Raw genomic sequence first — 19092 nt, 5'->3', positions numbered from 1 at the left:
TGGCCGCATGGCGATCGACGACTCCCTCTCGCTCCTGACCCGCGGCTACGGGTTCGGTGCCCACCTGTGGCGCCGGACCCGTCCGGGGGCGCGGGCGGTGGGCTTCCGACTGCTCGGACGTCCGGCGCTGCTCGTGCGTGGTGCCGAGGGCGTCGGGCTGTTCTACGACGGCGACCGCACGGCACGCCACGGCGCGATGCCGGCGATCGTGCAGCGGACGCTCTTCGGCGTCGGCTCGGTGCACAGTCTCGACGGGGCGGAGCACCACCACCGCAAGGCGACGTTCGTCGACGTCGCGTACGAGGACGAGCAGGTCCGGCGCCTCGCACCCCTGCTGACCCACGAGTGGGCGACCGAACGCGACGCGTGGCTGACCGGTGGCACCCGGTCGGCGTACGACGCGGCCGTCGGTGCGATCGGCCGCGCCGTCATGCGGTGGGCCGGGCTGCCGGGGACGCCGGCGGCGAAGACCCGCTGGGCGGCGCGGCTCGCCCAGGTCGTCGACGGCTTCGGGGTGCCCTACTCACCGGAGTACCTGCAGGCCGTCCTGAACCGGCACTGGTCGGACCGGCATGCCCGGCGGCTGGTCGAGGCCGTGCGCGGTGGCCGGTTGACCCCCGAGCCGCACACCGCCCTGCACGAGTGGGCGTGGCACCGGGACCCCTCCGGGGCGCTGCTGCCGGCGCGGCTGGCCGGCATCGAACTGCAGAACAGCATCCGGCCGGCCATCGCGGTGGCCCGGTTCGTGGCGTTCGCGGCGAAGGAGTTGCACGACCGGCCGGAGTGGCGGGAACGGATCGCCGCCGAGAGCGCGGCGGCCGACACCGCTGACGGGCCGCGCGTCGACGGCCCGCGCGTCGACAGCCCGCGCGTCGACGGCCCGCTCGCCGTCGGTCCGCGCGTCGACGGCCCGCTCGCCGTCGCCTTCGCGCAGGAGATCCGCCGGACCGCGCCGTTCGTGCCGATGCTGCCTGCCTGGGCCACCACGGACGTCGAACTGGACGGCCAGCACCTGCCCGCCGGCGGGCGCGTGGTGCTCGACATCACCGGGACCGACACCGACGAGCGCTCGTGGGACCGTGCGGGCGAGTTCGACCCGTCGCGGTTCCTCGGCGTGGACGATTTCGAGTCCATCACGACGTTCGTCCCGCACGGCGGTGCCGACGTCGCCACGGGGCACCGGTGCCCCGGCGAGAAGGTCGCGATCGCCGCACTCGCGGCCGCGGTCTCGGTGCTGAGCGACCCGCGGCTGACGATCCTCGACGACGGGCTCCAGGTCGACCGCCGCCGACTGCCGACGAAGCCGGCATCGGGCGGCGAGGTCCGGGGCCGCTGCCCCTTCCACTGACCCGGTCTCAGCTGACCCGGGCTCAGCTGAACCGGATCGGAGTGCCGACGGGCAGCGCCGCGAGCGTCTTCGTCATCTCCGCCGAGATCCGGACGCATCCGTGCGAGCTGCCGGTCGGGTCCGGGTAGTAGTGCAACGCGGTCAGTGCAGCGTTGCCGCCGTACGACGGGATCCGGGACGAGTGCGCCCCGGTCAGGATGATCGGGTTGCCCTGCGTGTACGCGACGCGGGTGTCGACGTACGCCGCCTCGACGTAGGTGGCGGTGTCGGCCGGTGTGGGGTCCTGCGGGGTGCCGAGCCGCGCGGCCTCGGTCGCGGTGACCTTCCCCTTCCGGGTGACGACGGACACGGTGCTCGCCGCGACGTCGACCGTGATCATCCGGTCGGTGCGCGTCACGGTGAAGTCGGCGGCCCGGGCCCAGGCGAACGTCGCGCTCGGGGCGTCCGGGTCGCCGCCGTCACCGGGGGTGCGGTTGCGGGACGGCGTCGACACCAGGAGCATCCCGCCGTCCCGGCCGGGGGAGCGACCCCACACGGCGGTCGCCGCGGGCCGGTTGATCGTCGACACCAGGTGGGACAGGGTCGCCACCGGCCGGGCGCGGCTGGACGGGCTCGCGTACAGGGCGACGAGCGGCGTGCGCGGGGTCGCGATCTGCCACGTGTCCTCGGGCTCGACGTCCCCGCCGTCGAGCAACTGCGGCACGACGGCGTCGTGGAACGCCAACGGCAGCGCGGCCAGGGTCGCGTCGGACGGTGCAGCGGGGACGGCCGAGAGCGTCGGCCTCGGGGACGCGGTCGGCGTGGCGCTCGGGGTCGGTGTCGTCGTGGCCCGGGCCGCACGGGTCGGCTCCGGTGTCGGCGACCCGAGGGTCACCCCCACCACGACGGCAGCGACGGCGAGCACCACCACCCCGGCAGTCGTCGCGATCAAGGTGCTGCGTCGCATGGTGCTTCCCCCCTCGGTCGATCCGTCAGCGTTCGGTGACGGTGCCGCCCTCGACCCGCCACTGCCGGTCGAGTCGGACGGTCTCCAGCATGCGCCGGTCGTGTGTGACGAGCAGTAGGGTCCCGTCGTAGGACTCCAGCGCCTGCTCGAGCTGCTCGATCGCGGTGAGGTCGAGGTGGTTGGTCGGTTCGTCGAGGACGAGCACGTTCACCCCGCGGGCCTGCAGCAGCGCGAGTCCGGCCCGGGTGCGCTCGCCGGGGGAGAGCGCCGAGGCTGGTCGGCCGACGTGGTCCGCCTTCAGCCCGAACTTCGCGAGCAGCGTCCGGACGTCGGCGGTGGTGTACTCGGGGACGATCGCCTCGAACGCCGCTGCCAGGGGCTGGTCACCGGTGAACGCAGCACGCGCCTGGTCGACCTCGCCGACCGCGACGCTGGACCCGAGCGAGGCCGTGCCCGTCGTCGGCGCCTGCTTGCCGAGCAGCGCCCGCAGCAGGGTGGACTTGCCGGCGCCGTTCGGGCCGGTGATGCCGATCCGGTCACCGCCGTCGACCTGCAGCGAGACCGGGCCGAGGGTGAAGTCGCCCTGGGTGAACGTGGCGTTCGACAGCGTCGCCACGACGGCCGACGACCGGGGTGCGCTGCCGATCGTGAACTCGAGCTGCCACTCCTTGCGCGGCTCCTCGACCTCGTCGAGCCGGGCGATGCGGGACTCCATCTGCCGGACCTTCTGCGCCTGCTTCTCGCTCGACTCCGAGGCGGCACGGCGGCGGATCTTGTCGTTGTCCGGGCTCTTCTTCATGGCGTTCCGGACACCCTGGCTCGACCACTCGCGCTGCGTCCGTGCCCGCGAGACCAGGTCGGCCTTCGTCGACGCGAACTCGTCGTACGCGTCACGCTTGTGCTGCCGGGCGATCTCGCGCTCCTCGAGGAACGAGTCGTACCCGCCGCCGAACAACCGGTTCGACGACTGCGCCAGGTCGAGCTCGAGCACCGAGGTCACCGAGCGCGCCAGGAACTCACGGTCGTGACTGACGAGCACCACCCCGCCGCGCAGCCCACGCACGAACGCCTCGAGCCGGTCGAGGCCGTCCAGGTCGAGGTCGTTGGTCGGCTCGTCGAGCAGGACGATGTCGAACCGCGACAGCAGCAGCGCGGCGAGCCCGACGCGGGCGACCTGCCCACCGGACAGCGCGGTCATCAGGGAGTCCGGGCCGACGCCGTCCGCACCGGAGTCGCCGGTGCCGGGTTCGAGGCCGAGGTCGGCGAGCACCGCCGGGATCCGGTCCTCCAGGTCCGCGGCTCCCGCGGCGAGCCAGCGGTCGAGCGCCGCCGAGTACCGGTCGGCCGCTGCGTCGCCGGCATCGGGGTCCCCGAGCGCCGCCGCCGCTGCGTCCATCGTCGCCGTCGCCTCGGTGCAGCCGGTCCGCCGCCCGAGGTACGCCGCGACGGACTCGCCCGCGATGCGCTCGTGCTCCTGGGGGAGCCACCCCACGAACGCGTCCGTCGGTGCCAGGGACACCGTGCCGGCCAGCGGCTCGTCGACCCCGGCCAGCAGCCGGAGCAGCGTGGACTTGCCGGCACCGTTCACACCGACGACCCCGATCACGTCACCGGGCGCCACCGTCAGGTCGAGGGAGTCGAACAGCGTGCGAGCGGCGTACCCGCCGGACAGGCCCTTGGCGACGAGCGTGGCGGTCATGCGCCCATCGTCCCACGCGGAGCGGGTACCCCACGTGCAGCAGACTGGGCCGATGGACTCCTGCGTCTTCTGTGCCGTGATCGCCGGTGACCAACCCGCCGTGTGGGTCGAGCGCGAGGAGCACGCCGTCGCCTTCGCACCCCTGCCCGACTCGGCGCTGGCTCCCGGCCACACCCTGGTCGTGCCGGTCGAGCACACCGCCGACCTGCTCAGTGCAGGACCCACGGCACTCGCCGCCACCACGGCACTGGCGCAGCGCGTCGCCCGTGCGATGAAGGGGGCGCTCGGCGCGACCGGGACCGTCGTGCTGCAGGCATCGGGTGCAGACGCCGGCCAGAGCGTGCCGCACCTGCACCTCCACGTCGTGCCGTGCTGGCCGGACGACGCCACGACGCACTGGCCGGAGCGACGATCCGCGCACGTGGTCGACGGTGACCCGCACGCGCTCCTCGCCGAGATGTTCGAGTAGCCGCCCGAGCAGACCCTGCCCGGCCTGGCGCGACCCTCAGCCCCGGGGCACCAGCCGACCCGTACCCACCGGCAGCAGCCCGCCCCGGTACTCGAGCGCCGTCGCGCCGCCGACCGACACCGAGGCCGCCCCGAACCGCCACGCTCGGTTGAACAGGTACACACCGATCACCGTGTCGCCGTCGTCCGGCACCGCCCACGTGCCGGTGCCCCACTGCGCCGGGTGCCCCACCCCGTCGACGGTGACGGTCGGCCGGGCGAACCAGGCGAACAGGGGCCGGACGAGCCGGAGTTCGATCCGGCGCTTCGTCGTGCCGGAGGGGAGAGTGGTGTCCACCGTCGAAGGATACGGGCCACCGCCGCCTAGGCTCGGAGCCGTGTTCGAACTCCACCACCTCTCCGCACAGGAACTCTGGGACTGGATCCGCCGGGGTGAGGCGACCGCCCTCGAGGTCACCGAGCACTACCTGTCCCGCGTGGAACGCCTGGACGCCGGACTCGGTGCCTTCGTGACGGTCACCGCGGACGCTGCCCGGGCCCGAGCCGATCGCCTCGGCCACCTGGTGCCGACGTCGAGACCGTTGTGGGGCCTCCCGTCCGCCGACAAGGACCTGTACGACCGCGCCGGCGTCCCCACGCGGAACGGCACCGCGAGCCTGCCGGAGCGGCCCGCGTCGGCCGACCACCCGCTCGTCGCCGCGCTCGACGCGGCCGGTACCGTCAGCCTCGGCAAGACGGCGTCACCGGAGTTCGGCATGTCCTCGTCGTCCGAGACCCGGCTCGGCGTGACGCGGAACCCCTACGACACCACGCGCGCGCCGGGCGGGTCGTCGAGCGGTGCGGCTGTCGCCGTCGCCGCCGGACTCGTGCCCGCCGCGGTCGGGTCGGACGGCGGCGGATCGGTGCGGATCCCCGCCGCGGCGACCGGACTCGTCGGCCTGAAGCCGAGCCGCGGCCGCGTGCCGTCGATGCCCGGCCGCTCCGGCGTCGGTGGCCTGTCCGTGGCCGGGCCGCTCACCCGGTCCGTCGCCGATGCGGGCATGCTCCTCGACGCGCTGGTCGCGCCGACCGGGCTGCCGGAGGCCTCACCCTACGCGCTCGTCACCCCCGACGTCGGCGAGGGGCCGTTCACCGCGGCGGCCGTCCGCGGCGAGGGCCGGTTCGTCGTCGGGGTGCTCGAGGGTTCACCGTGGGACGACACCGTCGACGTGGTCGTCGACCCCGCGGCCCGGGTCGCCGTGGAGACCGCCGTGCGGGTGCTCGGCGAGGTCGGGCACGGCGTCGAGGACGTCCGGATGCCCCGCGTGCCGTACGCCGACGCGTTCCGGGTGGCGTGGGAGAGCTCGGCCGCCCGACTGCCGCAGGTGCCCGGGATCGACCTGTCGGCGCTGACCCCGCTCGTGGCGTGGCTCGTGGCGCGCGGACAGGCGCTGTCCGGCACGCAGGTCCTCGACGCGATGTCGACGCTCGACACCTTCTCGACGACGCTCATCGGCGCGTTCGACCGGTTCGACGCGGTGCTCACGCCGACCCTCGCGATGACGCCGCGGCCCCTCGGCTGGTACGGCGACGACCCCGACGAGGACTTCCGCCGCCAGTGCGCGTACTCGCCGTGGACGTCGATGGCGAACGTGTCCGGGCTCCCCGCGATCACCCTGCCGGTCGGCGTGACCGACGGCGACCACCCCGACGGCGGCGGGCTGCCGATGGGCGTGCAGCTGATCGGGCGCCCCGGCGGCGAGCGCGTCCTGCTCGCGATCGGCGCGCAGCTCGAGCGCCGGTTGCGCTGGCAGCGGCGGCACCCGGCTGCCTGGACCGCCTGACGGGAGGCCCGGGGACGCGCCGGTGCGCGGGCGCGCGGCGCACCGTGCGGCGTTGTCAGGCTGGTGCGGCATTGCTTGCTCGGTGCGGCCTTGTAGGCCGGCTCCGTGCGGGCAAGCCCGCACGGAGTGGCGGGGTGCGCACGGTGCGGTGGACTCGTGTGCGTCTGGTCTGGAGGCGCGGGTCGGGCCGGTGTCGTGCCTCCTGTCTGGCGCACGGTGCGGTTTCGTGCGTGTGGTGCGGCGTTGCTTGTTCGGTGCGGCCTTGTAGGCCGGCTCTGTGCGGGCAAGCCGGCACGGAGTGGCGGAGCGCGCACGGTGCGGTTTGGTGCGTGTGGTGCGGGGTTGCTTGTTCGGTGTGGCCTTGTAGGCCGGCTCCGTGCGGGCAAGCCCGCACGGAGTGGCGGGGTGCGCACGGTGCGGTGGACTCGTGTGCGTCTGGTCTGGAGGCGCGGGTCGGGCCGGTGCCGTGCCTCCTGTCTGGCGCACGGTGCGGTTTCGTGCGTGTGGTGTGGCGTTGCTTGTTCGGTGCGGCCTTGTAGGCCGGCTCTGTGCGGGCAAGCTCGCACCGAGTAGCGGGGTACGCACGGTGCGCCGCCCCGCGCCGCCCCGCCGCCCCCCGCCTACGGCAGCGTCGGCGCCGCCGCCACCAACGCCCGCGTCACCGGGTGCTGCGGCGCGTCGAGCAGCGACACCGGCCCGTGCTCGACGATGCGGCCGTCGGACATCACCGCGACCGTGTCGCACAGCCGCTGCACGACCCCGATGTCGTGCGACACCAGCACGAGCGTCAGACCGAGGTCGTCGGCGAGCGACCGGAACAGCTCGATCACCCGTGCGCGGACGACCACGTCGAGGGCGCTCATCGGCTCGTCGCCGAACAGGATCCGGGGCGAGTGCACCACGGCCCGGGCGATCGCGATCCGCTGCCGCTGCCCGCCGGAGAACTCGTGCGGGTACCGGTCGACCGTGTCGGCGGGCAGGTCGACGCGCTCCAGCACGGCACGGACCAGGTCGTCGTGCGACCCCGGGACCTGCAGGGCCCGCAGCGGCTCGGCGACGATCGCGCCGACGCGCATCCGCGGGTCGAGGGACGCGTACGGGTCCTGGAACACCACCCCGGTCTCGCGACGGAACCAGCGCAACGCACGCGCGGACCGGGACGCGACCACCGGACGGCCGGAGGCGGCGACGGTGCCGGCGGAAGGGACCTCCAGGCCGGCGAGCAGCCGGATCAGCGTGGACTTGCCGGATCCCGATTCGCCGACGATGCCGAGCCGTGCGCCGGGGGCGACCGTCAGGTCGACACCGTCGACGGCGGTGCGGACCGGCCCGGGCTCGAACGGGCCGCGGCGGGGGAGTCGGTAGGTGCGGTGGAGACCGGTGGCCTCGAGGACGGGGAGGGTCACGGGGCGGTCCTCCTGGCGGTGGCACGTGCGGCGTCGACGAGCGCAGCGGTGGCGGGGTGCTGCGGTGCGGCGAGCAGGTCCGCGACGCGCCCCTGCTCGACCACCCGGCCGGCGTCGAGCACCACGGCGGTGTCGGCGATGCGCGCGAGCACGGCGAGGTCGTGGGTGACGAACACCATGCCCGCCGGCAGGTGCTCGAACAGGTCGAGGATGCGGGCCTCGGTCGTGACGTCGAGCGCCGTGGTCGGCTCGTCGGCCACCAGGTACGACGGCTCACCCGCCATCGCCATCGCGATGCAGATCCGCTGCCGCTGCCCGCCGGACAGCTGGTGCGGGTACTGCCGCAGCAGCGACTCCGGGTCGGGCAGGCCCACGGACGCCGCCAGGTCGACGGACGCCGCGCGCGCCGCGCGGCGGTCGAGTCCGCGGTGCAGCCGGAGCGGCTCCGCGATCTGCACGCCGACGCGGCGCAGCGGATCGAGCGCGGTGCCCGGCTCCTGGAACACCATCGCGATGCTCGATCCGCGATGTCGCGCACGCTCGCGGTCGGGCAGGCCGACGAGTTCGGTGCCGTCCAGGCGGATGCTGCCGGTCACGACGGCGCCGGTGGGCTCCAGGCCCATCAGGGCGAGCGAGGTCATCGACTTGCCGGATCCGCTCGCGCCGATCACGCCGACGCGTTGGCCGGGAGGCACGGTGAAGCTGACGTCGTCGAGGATCGTCCGTCCCGTGATGCGGACCGACAGCCCGCGCACCTCGAGTCCGGAGGCTGCGGTGGCGTGGGCGGTGCCGGCTGCGCCGGTGGGGCCGGGGCGTGCTGCGTGGTCGGTCATGCGGTCACCCCCGGCGTGGTCGTCGCCGGGTCGGCGCTCCGGTCGCTCGCGGTGCCGTCGGTCGTCGCCGGGTCGGCGCTCCGGTCGCTCGTCGTCAGCCGCGGGTCCGAGGCGTCCCGCACCGCGTCGCCGAGCAACGACAGTGCCGCGACGACGAGGGCGATGGCGGCTCCCGGCCAGGTCGCACTCCACGGGTGGACACCGATGTAGGTCTGCAGGTCGGACAGCAGGCTGCCCCAGGACGCGGTGTCCGATCCGGCGCCGTAGCCCAGGTAGGACAGTCCGGCCTCGGCGAGCACGGCCGTGGCCATCGCGAGTGACAGCTGCACGGTGAACAGCGGCGCCGCGTTCGGCACCAGGTGACGGAAGAGCACTCCGGCACCGCCGACGCCGGACGCCCGGGCCGCGGTCACGTAGTCGCTCCGGGCGATCCGCCGGATCTCACCGCGGGCCACGCGGGCGATCGTCACGCCGAAGGACAGCCCGACGCTGACGATCACGACGCCGAGCGACCCGCCGAACACCGCGGTCAGGAGCATCGCGGTGAGCAGGGTCGGGAACGCCACCAGGATGTCGAGCAGGACCGCGGTGCCCTCGCGCACCCAGCGGGCGGTGAGCGAACCGATCACGGTGAGGACGATGCCGACGACGCTCGCGATCACCCCGGAGCCGACGGCGACGAGCACGGTGGTGCGGGTGCCGGCGAGCAGGTAGCTCGCGATGTCGCGGCCGGCGGCGTCGGTGCCGAACCAGTGCGCGGCGCTCGGGCCCTCCCACTGGTGGAACGGATCGGCGCGGAACGGGTTCTGCGGCGTCCAGACGAGCGACACGGCGGCGAGCACGAGCAGCAGGCCGAGCACGACGACGGCGAAGACCCCGGTCGGTCGGGACACCAGACGGCGGATCATCCCTGCACCTCGCGCTGTCGGGGGTCGAGGGTGCGGTGCACGACGTCGACGGCGAACCCGACGAGCAGCACGAGTCCGGTGAGCACGAGCAGTTCCGACTGCACCTTCGTGATGTCGCGGCGGCCGACGTCGGTCACGAGCATCCGGCCCACCCCGGGCAGGGAGAACAGCTGCTCGACGACGACGGCACCGACGAGCAGCCCGGCGATCTGGACGCCGAGCACGGCGAGCACCGTGAGGGCGACGCTCGGCAGACCGTGGCGGAGCAGCGCCTGCGTGCGGGTCAGCCCGACGGCGGCGGCGGTGCGCAGGTGGTCGGCATCGAGGAGGGACAACGTGGCGGACCGGGTGAACCGGAGGATCACGGCGCCCTCGACGGCACCGATCGTCAGCGCGGGCAGCACGAGCGACGCGAACGCCCGCCCGGGTTCGGACCAGCCGTCGAGCGGGAAGCCCTGCGTCGGCAGCCAGTGCAGCGTCACCGCGAACAGGGCGACCAGGAGCATGCCGGCCCACACGACGGGCACGGCGGCGACCGCCTGCGCCGCGAACCCGATCACCGCACCACCCGGGCGGCGACGGAGCACCGCGGCGACCACCCCGAGCGGGACGCCGATCACCAGGGCGGTCGCCAGGGACATCGCGGCGAGCGGCAGGGTGATCGCGAGCTTCTGCGCGATCTCCGGTGCGACGGCACCGTTCGTCACCAGCGAGCGGCCGAGGTCACCACGGAACACCCCGCCGATCCAGTCGAGGTACTGCACCACGACGGGCCGGTCGAGTCCGAGCTGCTGCCGGAGCTGCTCCACCTGCGCGGGGGTCGACTGCGTGCCGGCGACGACCTGGGCGACGTCACCGGGCAGCACGCGGAGCGTGGCGAAGATGATGACGCTCGCCACGAGCAGGCCGACGACGAGCAGGAGCACCCGCCCGATGAGGAACCGGGTCACGACACCGATGCTACGGGGACGGACACCCCGCCGCGGCCGCTCCGGGTCACTTGACCGCGAGCTTCGCCAGGTCGAGGCGCGAGTTGCCGCCGTCGACCGGGAAGCCCGTCACGCCGGAGCGCACCGCGGTGATCTCGGTCGCCGTGTAGAGCCACTCGCCGGCCGCGTCCTCGCTGACGATGCGTGCAGCCTTGCGGAGTGCCTCGGTCTTCGTGGCCTCGTCGGTCGCCGCGATCGACTGGGCGTAGAGGGCCTGCACCTTCGGGTTGTCGTAGCCGAAGTAGTAGTCCGGGTTCGCCCAGTTGCCGAAGTCACGGGCCTCGACGTGGTCGACCATCGACAGGTCGAAGTCCCGCTCGCCGGACTTCGGTGCCTGGAACACGGAGGACAGCCAGGTGGCGAAGTCGACGCGCTTGACCGTCAGGGTGATCCCGACGTCGGCGAGCTGCGACTTCAGCACGTCGCCGATCGTGGTCGGGTAGATGTTCGCGTAGGTGAGCGTCAGCTTCAGGTCCTGCTGGCCGGCGGCGGCCAGGAGCTTCTTGGCGTTCGCGGGGTCGTACGCGTCGATGTCGGTCAGGTCCTCGTAGCCGGGGTCGAGCTCCGGGATCGGGCCACCCTGCTCCACGCCGGTGCCGCCGATCGCCTTGATGAGCGCCTTCGCGTCGATCGCCTGCCGGATGGCCCGGCGCACGCGCTCGTCCGTGAACGGTTCCTTGCGGTTGTTGAACGCCAGCGTGTACTTGTCGGTCGTCTTGCCGCTGTGCAGCGCGATGTCGGCGTTGCCCTGCAGCTGGCTCTTGAGCGTGCCGTCGACCGGGTTCAGGACGTCGAGGTCACCGTTCGCCATCGCGTTGACGGCGGTCGACGGGTCCGTGATGTACCGGAAGACGATCTTCGCGACCTTCGCCTTCGTGCCCCAGTAGTCCTCGTTGCGGTCGAAGGTGAGCGAGTCGCCCTGCTTCCAGCTCGCGACCTCGAACGGGCCGGTGCCGTTCGCGCTGTCGGACAGGTCGTTGTCCGCGGCCTTCTCGAGCACCAGGCCGGAGCGGCCGGTCAGGTTCCAGAGCAGGTCGGAGTCCGGCTTCGCCAGTTGCAGCACGACGGAGTCGTCCGACGGCGAGGTGATCGACGTGACGCCCGCGAGCTTGGCCGAGTCGACGTACGAGTCGTTCGACTTGACCTGCTCGAGCGACCACACGACGTCGGCCGCGGTGACCGGCTTGCCGTCCTGGAACGTCGTGCCGTCCCGCAGCGTGAACGTGTAGGTCAGGCCGTCCTTCGACACCTCGTGCGACGAGGCCAGCACGTCACGGATCTCGCCGTCGGCGGTCCGGCCGACGAGCCCCTGGTACACGTTGTCGATGAGCACCTGGTCGAGCGCCGCCCCGGACTGGGTGCGGATGTCGAGACTCGTCGGCTCGAGCACCAGCCCGACGCGCACCGTGGCGTCCTTGCCGCCGCTGGTGTCGGACGAGCCGGAGCAGCCGGCCAGCGCCAGGGCGGAGACGACGGCGACGGCCGTGGCGGCGAGGGCAGCGCGCCCGATGCGCGAGGTGCGCGCGGTGCGACGGGGCAGGAGCGGACTCATGGGGTGGTGGGTTCCTTCCGGGCACGAGGGCTGGGATCGGGCCTCGCGCTCGCACGAGGGTACCGGCGGCTGGTGCCGTCCGGCGACGGTTCTTCGATCGGGTGCAACAATCCGTGCCGCTCCGCCCATGCCCGGATCGCCGAAGCCAGTTCGAGGGGTGCCTGGTTCTGCACCGCGTGCCGCGAGGTCACCGTCACGATCTCGGCGTCGGGCAGGCGTTCGGCGAACCCGGCCTGCAGCTTCGGGGAGACGTACCCACGGTCACCCCGGACGAGCAGGATCGGCACGCGCAGGGCCTCGAGGTCCGGCCACGCATCGGCGAAGCGCCCCACCGACGACGTCCGCCCGGCGGGCAGGTGAGGGAAGTGGTGACGGCGAACGAGTCGCCCGTCCGCACCGAGGGCCGTCGTGTGCCGGGCCTCGCGCAGCAGCACCTGCCGGTCGTCGCCGACCCGCGCCTCGATCGCCCGGTCGACGACCTGCTCGAGCGACTCGAACGGCTCCTCGGCCTCGAGCGCGCGGGCGATCCGGTCCACCGCACGCTGCGCGAAGTCCGGCGACATGTCGACGAGCACGAGTCCGGTGACCCGCTCCGGCGCGGTGGCCGCGAGTCGAGCCGACAGGATGGCACCGAGCGAGTGCCCGACGACGATGCCCGGCGGCACCGCGAGCGCGTCGAGCGCGGCGAGCACGCTCGGCGCCGTCGCGGCCGCCGCGTAGTCGGCGTCCTCCCGCCACGACGACCGGCCGTGGCCGGGCAGGTCGAGGGCGACCGCCGGCTCGCCCACGGCGAGTGCCGTGGTGTCGAAGCTGTGGGCGTCGATGCCGAGCCCGTGCAGGTAGGTGATCCGGGCCTCCTGGCCGTCGTCGCCCCACCGGATCGCGGAGGTCTCCTGTCCGTCCGCGGTGCGGACCACCTGCCTGGAGGCGCGGAGCGGCGTGGTCACGCCGCTCGCGCTGGCGAGGGCGGGCAGGTCGGCGAATTCGTCGTCGGGGGCTTCGGACACGGGGACGATCCTCGCACCGTTCCGGGGGCCTGGAGACGTTAGGTAAGGCATGCCATACTCGATTCCGTGGCAACCCGGTATCGCGTCTTCTCCGTCCGTGTGGCCGCCGTCACGTCGCTCACCCCGAACTTCGTCCGGGTGACGCTGACGGGCGACGCGCTCGCCGACTTCTCCTCGGTCGGTCTCGACCAGCGGATCAAGATCGTGCTGCCCCTGCCCGGCATCGGCTTCTCCGAACTGCCGGAGGACGAGGACTGGTACGCCGCCTGGCGCGCGCTGCCGGACGACGCCCGCAACCCCCTCCGCACGTACACGGTCCGCTCGTTCCGGCCGGACGCCCGCGAGCTCGACATCGACTTCGTCGCCCACGGCGACACCGGTCCGGCATCGCGCTGGGTGTCGGCCTGCCGCGTCGGTGACGAGCTGCGCATCGTCGGGCCGCGGGTCCCCGAGTCGCCGGAGGACCTGCCGACCGGGGCCGCCGAGTTCGCTCCCGGGCACGCGAACCGGATCCTGCTCGCCGGGGACGAGACCGCTGCACCGGCCATCTGCGCCATCCTCGAAGCCCTCGACGTCTCGACCGTCGGCCACGTCTTCATCGAGGTGCCCACCGACGCCGACCGGCTGCCGGTCACCGCGCCCGCCGGGGTCGAGGTCCGCTGGATCGCCCGCAACGGCGCCACCCACGGGGTCCGGATGACCGACCAGGTGCACGCCTGGGCCTCCACCGTCGCGCCGTCCGCCGCCGCGTGTGAGCCGGCCGCCGAGCTCACCGACGTCGACGTCGACGAGCAGGTGCTGTGGGACGTCCCCGCGCCCGTCGACGAGCGCCCCGTCTACGCGTGGATCGCGGGCGAGGCCGGCTGCGTCAAGGAACTCCGCCGCCACCTGGTGCGCGGCGTCGGCATCGACCGCAAGCAGGTCGCGTTCATGGGCTACTGGCGGCACGGCAAGGCCGAGCACTGATGCCGACCTCGGGCACCGCGCTCGGTCCGGTCCCGACCACCGCGCTGGGGGCCCGTGGGCTGACCCTGGCGTACGACGACCGGGTCGTGGTGGACACGCTCGACGTCGACATCCCCGACGGCGAACTGACGGTCATCGTCGGGCCGAACGCCTGCGGCAAGTCGACGCTGCTGAAGTCCTTCGCCCGCACCCTGAAGCCGCGCGCCGGCACGGTGTTCCTCGACGGGGCGCCGATCGACTCGTACCGCCCGAAGGCCGTCGCCCGGCGGGTCGGCATGCTCCCGCAGACCCCGATCGCCCCCGACGGCATCACCGTGCGTGACCTGGTGTCCCGGGGCCGGTTCCCGCACCAGGACCTGCTGCACCCGTCGTCCGGGTCCGACCGGCAGGCCGTGCAGGCCGCACTCGAGCAGACGTCGACGGCGGAACTGGCGGACCGGAGCGTCGACGAGCTCTCCGGCGGGCAGCGGCAGCGGGTGTGGATCGCGATGGTGCTCGCGCAGCAGACCGACATCGTGCTGCTCGACGAGCCGACGACGTTCCTCGACATCGCCCACCAGTACGACGTGCTCGAACTGGCCTCCACGCTGCACGCCGCCGGTCGCACGGTCGTCGCGGTGCTGCACGACCTGAACCAGGCCGCCCGGTACGCCACCCACGTCATCGCGATGCGCGACGGGGCGATCGTCTCGGCGGGGAAGCCGTCGTCGGTGCTCACCGCGGACCTCGTCGAGGACGTCTTCGGCCTGCCGTGCGTCGTCGTCCCCGACCCCGAGACCGGCACGCCCCTCGTGGTGCCGCGGCGGCGCGCGGCCTGACGCGCGGAGGCTGGTCACGACTCGTCGTGCGCCGGGCCGGGCCGAGGTCGCACGATCTGCCGCTTGCTCGGCGTCCGGACGACGGTTCGCGCGATCGCGGCGACGCGCACGCGGCGTGTCGCGCGACTTCGGTCACGTGCCGCCGCCGAGTGGTCACGACTCGTCGTGGGCCGGGCGCCGAGTGGTCACGAAGCGTCGGCTGGCGGCGCCGCAGGCGACGGTCTGCGACCGCGCGCCGCGGGGTAGGCGGGGTGTTGCGACCGGCGGGCGGGCGCAGTGGGCGTGGGGTGCAGCGGCCTGGAGGCCCGGGGCGGCGCCGGCACGCGCCTCCAGGCCGTCAATCGGTCGCGTCCCGTCGCCTGACCGGCCCGCCGCCGAGTGGTCACGACTCGTCGTCGGCGGGGCGCCGAGCGGTCACGAACCGTCGGCTGGCGGCGCCGCAGGCGACGGCCTGCGACCGCTCGCCGCGCTCCCGGCGGGGTGTTGCGACCGGCGGGCGGGCGCGGTGGACGTGGGGCGCAGCGGCCTGGAGGCCCGGGGCGGCGCCGCCACGCGCCTCCGGGCCGTCGACCGGTCGCGTCTCGTCGCCTGGCCGCCCGCCTCCGAGTGGTCACGACTCGTCGTCGGCCGGGCGCCGAGCGGCCACGAACTGTCGGCTGGCGGCGCCGCAGACGACAGTCTGCGACCGCTCGCCGCGCACCCGGCGGGGTGTTGCGACCGACCGAGCCCCGCCGGCACGCCCGCCGAGCTCGCACGATCTGCCGCCCGACCGGCGTCGGGGCGACAGTTCGCGCGACCACGACGTCGCGCACGCGGCGTGTCGTGCGACCGCAGCACACCCGAGCCGCCCGGCCCCGCACCCGCACCCGTCAGCGGTAGCCGCCGTCCTCCAGGCCGGCCTCGACCTCGAACCGGTTCCGCAGGGGATCCCGCCCGGCCACGGCGTAGAGCAGCGGCATGAGCATCCCGTACCGGCGCCACTGCTCGACGTGCACCCGCTCGTGCCGGAGCACCCGAGGGCCGTCGTTGTCGCGCGTCAGGTACACCGAACCGACGCAGGTGCCGCCGCGCCGGAACACCCAGCGCGGCAGCCCCGTGCAGACCACGAGGCCGTCCTCCACCCGGATCCGCCCGGTCGACAGGGGGACGCCCACGGCGAGGCCGACGGCGGTCGCGAACACCCACCCCGCACGGGACACGGGGGAGTCGAGCAGCGGGTTGCGCACGCTCAGGCCGGGCGGCCGTACGTCTCGAGCAGGCGGAGCCAGATCTCGTTCATCGTCGGGTAGGCCGGCACCGCGTGCCACAGGCGGTCGATCGGGACCTCGCCCACGACGGCGACGGTGGCACCGTGCAGCATCTCGGCGACGTCCTGGCCGACGAACGTGACGCCCACGACGACCCTGCGGTCCTCGTCGACGACCATCTTCGCGCGGCCCGTGTAGCCGTCCGCCTGCAGCGAGGACCCGGCGATCGCACCGAGGTCGTACTCGACCGCGCGGACGTTCAGCCCCTGCTCGCGGGCCTTCGCCTCGGTCAGGCCGACGCTCGCGACCTCGGGGTCGGTGAAGGTGACCTGCGGCGAGGCGGCGTGGTCGGCGGTGGCGACGTGTGCACCCCACGGCTCGGTGTGCAGCGGCGTGCTCTGGTACCGGGCGGCGATCGCCTCGCCGGCGGCGCGCGCCTGGTACTTGCCCTGGTGGGTGAGCAGGACGCGGTGGTTGACGTCACCCACGGCGTACAACCAGTCGGTGCCGTGCACGAGCATGGTGTCGTCGACGTCGAGCCAGTCGCCCGCGGTCAGGCCGACGGTCTCGAGCCCGAGGTCACGCGTGTGTGCGGCGCGGCCGGTGGCGGCGAGCACCTCGCTCGTGATGACCGTGGTGCCGTCGTCGAGCTCCGTGGTGACGAGACCGTGCTCGTCGCGGTCGACCCGGACCGGGTTGACGCCGGTGCGGACGTCGACACCGAGTTCGCGCAGGGAGTCGGCGACGAGTTCCCCGGCGAAGGGCTCCATGCCGCCGAGCAGACCGTGCCGGGCGACGAGGGTGACCTTCGCGCCGAGGGAGGCCCACGCGGTCGCGAGCTCCGAGCCGGAGACGCCGCCGCCGATGACGAGCAGGCTCTCGGGGACCTGCTGGGCGCTGGTGCCCTCGCGGGTGCCCCACGGCTTCGCCTCGGCGAGACCGGGCACCGGGGGCAGCGTGTGCAGGGAACCGGTGACGACCGCGACGGCTGCGCGCGCGGTGTGCGTCTCGCCGTCGACGTCGATGGTCTTCGGGCCGGTGATGCGGGCGTGCCCGCGGATCAGGTCGATGCCGGCGGACTCGAGCCACGAGACCTGGCTGTCGTCCTTCCAGTCGGAGGTGAACGAGTTGCGGCGGGCGAGCACGTGGGCGGCGTCGAGCGTGTCGGTCACGGCCTGCTTCGCACCGTCGAGCCGCTTGGCGGCGGCGAGGGCGTGTCCGCTGCGCAGGAGCGCCTTCGAGGGCATGCACGCCCAGTAGGAGCACTCGCCGCCGACGAGCTCGGCCTCCACGATCGCGACCGACAGGTCGCGCTTCCTGGCGTAGTCCGCCACGTTCTCGCCGACAGCGCCGGCTCCGATCACGATGAGGTCGTAGTCCGTCATGCTGCCGAGCGTACGCGGACCGGCAGGGGGTCCGCCGGTCGCGTCGTCCGCGTGGTCAGCCCACCCGGGAGGCGCTGGTCACCGCTCCGACGACGCGCAGGATCACGCCGAGGTCGTCCACCGCCCGGTCCGGGGCGACGGGGGCGAATCCGGTGAGCGCGGCGCCGACGAGGCGTCGGCCGCGGGTCGCGGCCTGGATGCGCTCGACGAGCGCTGCGCCGTCGAGGCCGAACGGGACGGGTTCGAGGAGTCCGTCGACCTCGGACGGGTCGAGGACGTCGAGGTCGACGTGCACGAAGACCGATGCGGCACCGGTCCGCTCGACCGCTGCGGCGAGGGCGTCCGGGGTGGCGGCGTCGACGTCGAGGTGCACGATCCCGGCCTTGTCGAGGGCGGCTCGTTCGGCGTCCTCGACCCCGCGGACCCCGGCGACGACGACCGAGGACGCCGGCACCACCGGCAGGCCGGGGAACAGGTCGTCGGGGCGGTCGACCAGCAGGCGGAGGGCGGCGGTCTCGGCGGCGACGGGCTGTGCCCGGTTGAGCGCGCGGTACCCGCTGGACCCGGAGATGCGGACGAACGCGGTGTCCGGTGCGAGGGCGGCGGTCGCGCCGAGGACACTGGCGCCGTCACCGCCGACGACGAGCACCGGTTCGGTGGCGACGGCGGTTTCCTCGGCGACGCGTTCGGCGACGGCGAGCACCGAGGTGTAGCGGGCGACGGCGGTCTCGAGGCGGTCTCCCGCTCCGGCCGGGACGTCGACCACGGTGGTGGACGCCCGGGGGAGGTCGGCCGCGATCGCCGACGCGCCGTCCCCGAGCCGCATCGCGCGCGACGACGCCGAACCCTGCCACTGACCGACCACGAGGAAGTGCATCGTCTCAGTCTGTCAGCTGGGGTCCGGCGTCGTCGGGGCGTTCGTCAGATGCTCGAGGATCCGCCGGACTTCAGCGCGGCGAGCCGTGCTTCGACCTCGGCGTCCTTGCCGACGTCTTCGAGGCTCTCGAACTGTGCGTCGAGGCTCGACGACTGCAGCTCCTGCTGGCCGAGCACCTTCGCCTCTTCGCGGCGGACCTTCTCCTCGAAGCGGCCGAGGTCGCTCGTCGGGTCGAGCACGTCGATGTTGCCGAGGGCGTCGTTGACGCGGGACTGCGCCTCGGCGGTCTTCGAGCGGGCGACGAGGTTGTCCCGCTTCGCGCGGAGCTGCTCGAGCTTCTGCTCCATGCCGGCGAGACCGGTCTTGAGCTTCTCGACGGCCTCGTTCTGCGACGCCAGGTTCGGCTCCGCGTCCTTGACCTCCTGCTCGGCGGCGATCTGCTTGCCGATCGCGATCTTGGCGAGGTTGTCGAACTTGTCCGCCTCGGCCGACTTGCCCTCGGAGCGGTACTTGTCGGCTGCGGTGGAGGCGTTGGCGGCCTTCTGGCCCCACTCGACCGCGGCCTTCTTGTCCTCTTCGTGGTCCTGCTCGAGCAGGCGCACGTTGCCGATGGTCTGCGCGATCGCGGTCTTCGCGTCGGCGATGTTGTTCGTGTAGTCGCGGACGAGCTGGTCCAGCATCTTCTGCGGGTCCTCGGCGTCGTCGATGATCTGGTTGATGTTCGCGCGCACGAGGGTGGAGATGCGTCCGAAGATGGTCTGCTTGGCCATTGCTGTTCCCTTTCGTGGAAGTCCTGTGGACGGTGTTGTCGGGTCGGGTC

At 73.6% G+C, this 19092-nt stretch carries 18 protein-coding genes; 5 read left to right on the top strand and 13 right to left on the bottom strand.

Annotated features, from left to right (window positions below; genetic code table 11):
* The first annotated feature begins 7 nt into the window (after window positions 1–7).
* The gene (locus DEJ19_RS10900; RefSeq protein WP_111233020.1) at window positions 8–1348 is read left to right on the top strand and encodes a cytochrome P450; all 1341 of its coding nucleotides are present in this window, start codon (window positions 8–10) and stop codon (window positions 1346–1348) included.
* Between the two features lie 22 nt (window positions 1349–1370).
* Here the strand turns inward: DEJ19_RS10900 and DEJ19_RS10895 are convergent, their stop codons facing one another.
* Together DEJ19_RS10895 and DEJ19_RS10890 are read right to left on the bottom strand one after the other, a co-directional pair.
* Window positions 1371–2294 (bottom strand): L,D-transpeptidase, encoded by a 924-nt coding sequence (locus DEJ19_RS10895; RefSeq protein ID WP_181438150.1) that lies wholly within the window; start codon window positions 2292–2294, stop codon window positions 1371–1373.
* A 25-nt stretch (window positions 2295–2319) separates the two neighbouring features.
* A complete protein-coding gene (locus DEJ19_RS10890) occupies window positions 2320–3993 on the bottom strand; it encodes an ABC-F family ATP-binding cassette domain-containing protein (protein WP_111233017.1) in 1674 nt (557 codons plus the stop codon).
* A gap of 52 nt (window positions 3994–4045) precedes the next feature.
* On the opposite strand from DEJ19_RS10890, the gene DEJ19_RS10885 reads away from it, so the two are divergent.
* Window positions 4046–4462 carry an HIT family protein gene (locus tag DEJ19_RS10885; protein WP_071404585.1) on the top strand — a complete coding sequence of 139 codons (417 nt, stop codon included), beginning with the start codon at window positions 4046–4048 and terminating at the stop codon, window positions 4460–4462.
* A gap of 36 nt (window positions 4463–4498) precedes the next feature.
* Here DEJ19_RS10885 and DEJ19_RS10880 read toward each other — a convergent pair whose 3' ends face one another.
* Window positions 4499–4798 (bottom strand): hypothetical protein, encoded by a 300-nt coding sequence (locus DEJ19_RS10880; protein ID WP_111110844.1) that lies wholly within the window; start codon window positions 4796–4798, stop codon window positions 4499–4501.
* Between the two features lie 40 nt (window positions 4799–4838).
* Between DEJ19_RS10880 and DEJ19_RS10875 the strand changes: the two genes are divergently transcribed.
* Window positions 4839–6284, top strand: coding sequence for an amidase (locus tag DEJ19_RS10875; protein WP_111233016.1), 1446 nt, complete (start codon window positions 4839–4841; stop codon window positions 6282–6284).
* Window positions 6285–6904: 620 nt separating this feature from the next.
* On the opposite strand, the gene DEJ19_RS10870 is transcribed toward DEJ19_RS10875, so the two are convergent.
* From DEJ19_RS10870 to DEJ19_RS10845, 6 genes are read right to left on the bottom strand one after another with little or no spacing between them, the layout of a single operon-like run.
* The gene (locus DEJ19_RS10870; RefSeq protein WP_111234340.1) at window positions 6905–7690 is read right to left on the bottom strand and encodes an ABC transporter ATP-binding protein; all 786 of its coding nucleotides are present in this window, start codon (window positions 7688–7690) and stop codon (window positions 6905–6907) included.
* Entirely contained in the window at window positions 7687–8523 is an 837-nt protein-coding gene (locus DEJ19_RS10865) for an ABC transporter ATP-binding protein (protein ID WP_258377502.1), read from the bottom strand. The genes DEJ19_RS10870 and DEJ19_RS10865 overlap by 4 nt, the downstream gene beginning before the upstream one ends.
* Window positions 8520–9431, bottom strand: a complete 912-nt coding sequence (locus DEJ19_RS10860; RefSeq protein WP_111234339.1) for an ABC transporter permease — start codon at window positions 9429–9431, stop codon at window positions 8520–8522. Before DEJ19_RS10860 ends, DEJ19_RS10865 begins: the two co-directional genes overlap by 4 nt.
* The gene (locus DEJ19_RS10855) at window positions 9428–10381 is read right to left on the bottom strand and encodes an ABC transporter permease (protein WP_111234338.1); all 954 of its coding nucleotides are present in this window, start codon (window positions 10379–10381) and stop codon (window positions 9428–9430) included. Before DEJ19_RS10855 ends, DEJ19_RS10860 begins: the two co-directional genes overlap by 4 nt.
* Before the next feature lie 46 nt (window positions 10382–10427).
* Window positions 10428–11972, bottom strand: a complete 1545-nt coding sequence (locus DEJ19_RS10850; RefSeq protein WP_111234337.1) for an ABC transporter substrate-binding protein — start codon at window positions 11970–11972, stop codon at window positions 10428–10430.
* Window positions 11969–12979 carry an alpha/beta fold hydrolase gene (locus tag DEJ19_RS10845; RefSeq protein WP_181441653.1) on the bottom strand — a complete coding sequence of 337 codons (1011 nt, stop codon included), beginning with the start codon at window positions 12977–12979 and terminating at the stop codon, window positions 11969–11971. Before DEJ19_RS10845 ends, DEJ19_RS10850 begins: the two co-directional genes overlap by 4 nt.
* 66 nt (window positions 12980–13045) lie before the next feature.
* Between DEJ19_RS10845 and DEJ19_RS10840 the strand changes: the two genes are divergently transcribed.
* Both DEJ19_RS10840 and DEJ19_RS10835 read left to right on the top strand, forming a co-directional pair.
* Window positions 13046–13945 (top strand): siderophore-interacting protein, encoded by a 900-nt coding sequence (locus tag DEJ19_RS10840; RefSeq protein ID WP_163343554.1) that lies wholly within the window; start codon window positions 13046–13048, stop codon window positions 13943–13945.
* Window positions 13945–14763, top strand: a complete 819-nt coding sequence (locus DEJ19_RS10835) for an ABC transporter ATP-binding protein (RefSeq protein ID WP_111103401.1) — start codon at window positions 13945–13947, stop codon at window positions 14761–14763. Before DEJ19_RS10840 ends, DEJ19_RS10835 begins: the two co-directional genes overlap by 1 nt.
* A gap of 869 nt (window positions 14764–15632) precedes the next feature.
* Here the strand turns inward: DEJ19_RS10835 and DEJ19_RS10830 are convergent.
* Genes DEJ19_RS10830 through DEJ19_RS10815 form a run of 4 tightly spaced genes read right to left on the bottom strand, consistent with a single transcriptional unit; the run spans window position 15633 to window position 19042 of the window.
* Window positions 15633–15989: a Fe-S oxidoreductase gene (locus DEJ19_RS10830; protein WP_175330772.1), complete on the bottom strand. Its 357-nt coding sequence runs from the start codon at window positions 15987–15989 to the stop codon at window positions 15633–15635.
* Between the two features lie 2 nt (window positions 15990–15991).
* Window positions 15992–17395, bottom strand: coding sequence for a dihydrolipoyl dehydrogenase family protein (locus tag DEJ19_RS10825; RefSeq protein ID WP_111234334.1), 1404 nt, complete (start codon window positions 17393–17395; stop codon window positions 15992–15994).
* 55 nt (window positions 17396–17450) lie between these two features.
* Window positions 17451–18272 (bottom strand): arginase family protein, encoded by an 822-nt coding sequence (locus tag DEJ19_RS10820; RefSeq protein WP_111234333.1) that lies wholly within the window; start codon window positions 18270–18272, stop codon window positions 17451–17453.
* A 44-nt stretch (window positions 18273–18316) separates the two neighbouring features.
* Entirely contained in the window at window positions 18317–19042 is a 726-nt protein-coding gene (locus DEJ19_RS10815) for a PspA/IM30 family protein (RefSeq protein ID WP_017885772.1), read from the bottom strand.
* Window positions 19043–19092: the final 50 nt, after the last annotated feature.

This window comes from Curtobacterium sp. MCSS17_016 (genome assembly GCF_003234255.2).
GTDB lineage: Bacteria > Actinomycetota > Actinomycetes > Actinomycetales > Microbacteriaceae > Curtobacterium > Curtobacterium flaccumfaciens.
Note: the sequence above shows the minus strand (reverse complement) of the source record. Positions and strands in the feature narration are given on the sequence as shown.

Bases quoted from the DNA above. Each gene is read 5' to 3' on its own strand.
- DEJ19_RS10820 (WP_111234333.1), bottom strand. From the start codon at position 18,272: ATGCACTTCCTCGTGGTCGGTCAGTGGCAGGGTTCGGCGTCGTCGCGC.
- DEJ19_RS10865 (WP_258377502.1), bottom strand. From the start codon at position 8,523: ATGACCGACCACGCAGCACGCCCCGGCCCCACCGGCGCAGCCGGCACC.
- DEJ19_RS10815 (WP_017885772.1), bottom strand. From the start codon at position 19,042: ATGGCCAAGCAGACCATCTTCGGACGCATCTCCACCCTCGTGCGCGCG.
- DEJ19_RS10835 (WP_111103401.1), top strand. From the start codon at position 13,945: ATGCCGACCTCGGGCACCGCGCTCGGTCCGGTCCCGACCACCGCGCTG.
- DEJ19_RS10860 (WP_111234339.1), bottom strand. From the start codon at position 9,431: ATGATCCGCCGTCTGGTGTCCCGACCGACCGGGGTCTTCGCCGTCGTC.
- DEJ19_RS10850 (WP_111234337.1), bottom strand. From the start codon at position 11,972: ATGAGTCCGCTCCTGCCCCGTCGCACCGCGCGCACCTCGCGCATCGGG.
- DEJ19_RS10895 (WP_181438150.1), bottom strand. From the start codon at position 2,294: ATGCGACGCAGCACCTTGATCGCGACGACTGCCGGGGTGGTGGTGCTC.
- DEJ19_RS10885 (WP_071404585.1), top strand. From the start codon at position 4,046: ATGGACTCCTGCGTCTTCTGTGCCGTGATCGCCGGTGACCAACCCGCC.
- DEJ19_RS10900 (WP_111233020.1), top strand. From the start codon at position 8: ATGGCGATCGACGACTCCCTCTCGCTCCTGACCCGCGGCTACGGGTTC.
- DEJ19_RS10890 (WP_111233017.1), bottom strand. From the start codon at position 3,993: ATGACCGCCACGCTCGTCGCCAAGGGCCTGTCCGGCGGGTACGCCGCT.
- DEJ19_RS10825 (WP_111234334.1), bottom strand. From the start codon at position 17,395: ATGACGGACTACGACCTCATCGTGATCGGAGCCGGCGCTGTCGGCGAG.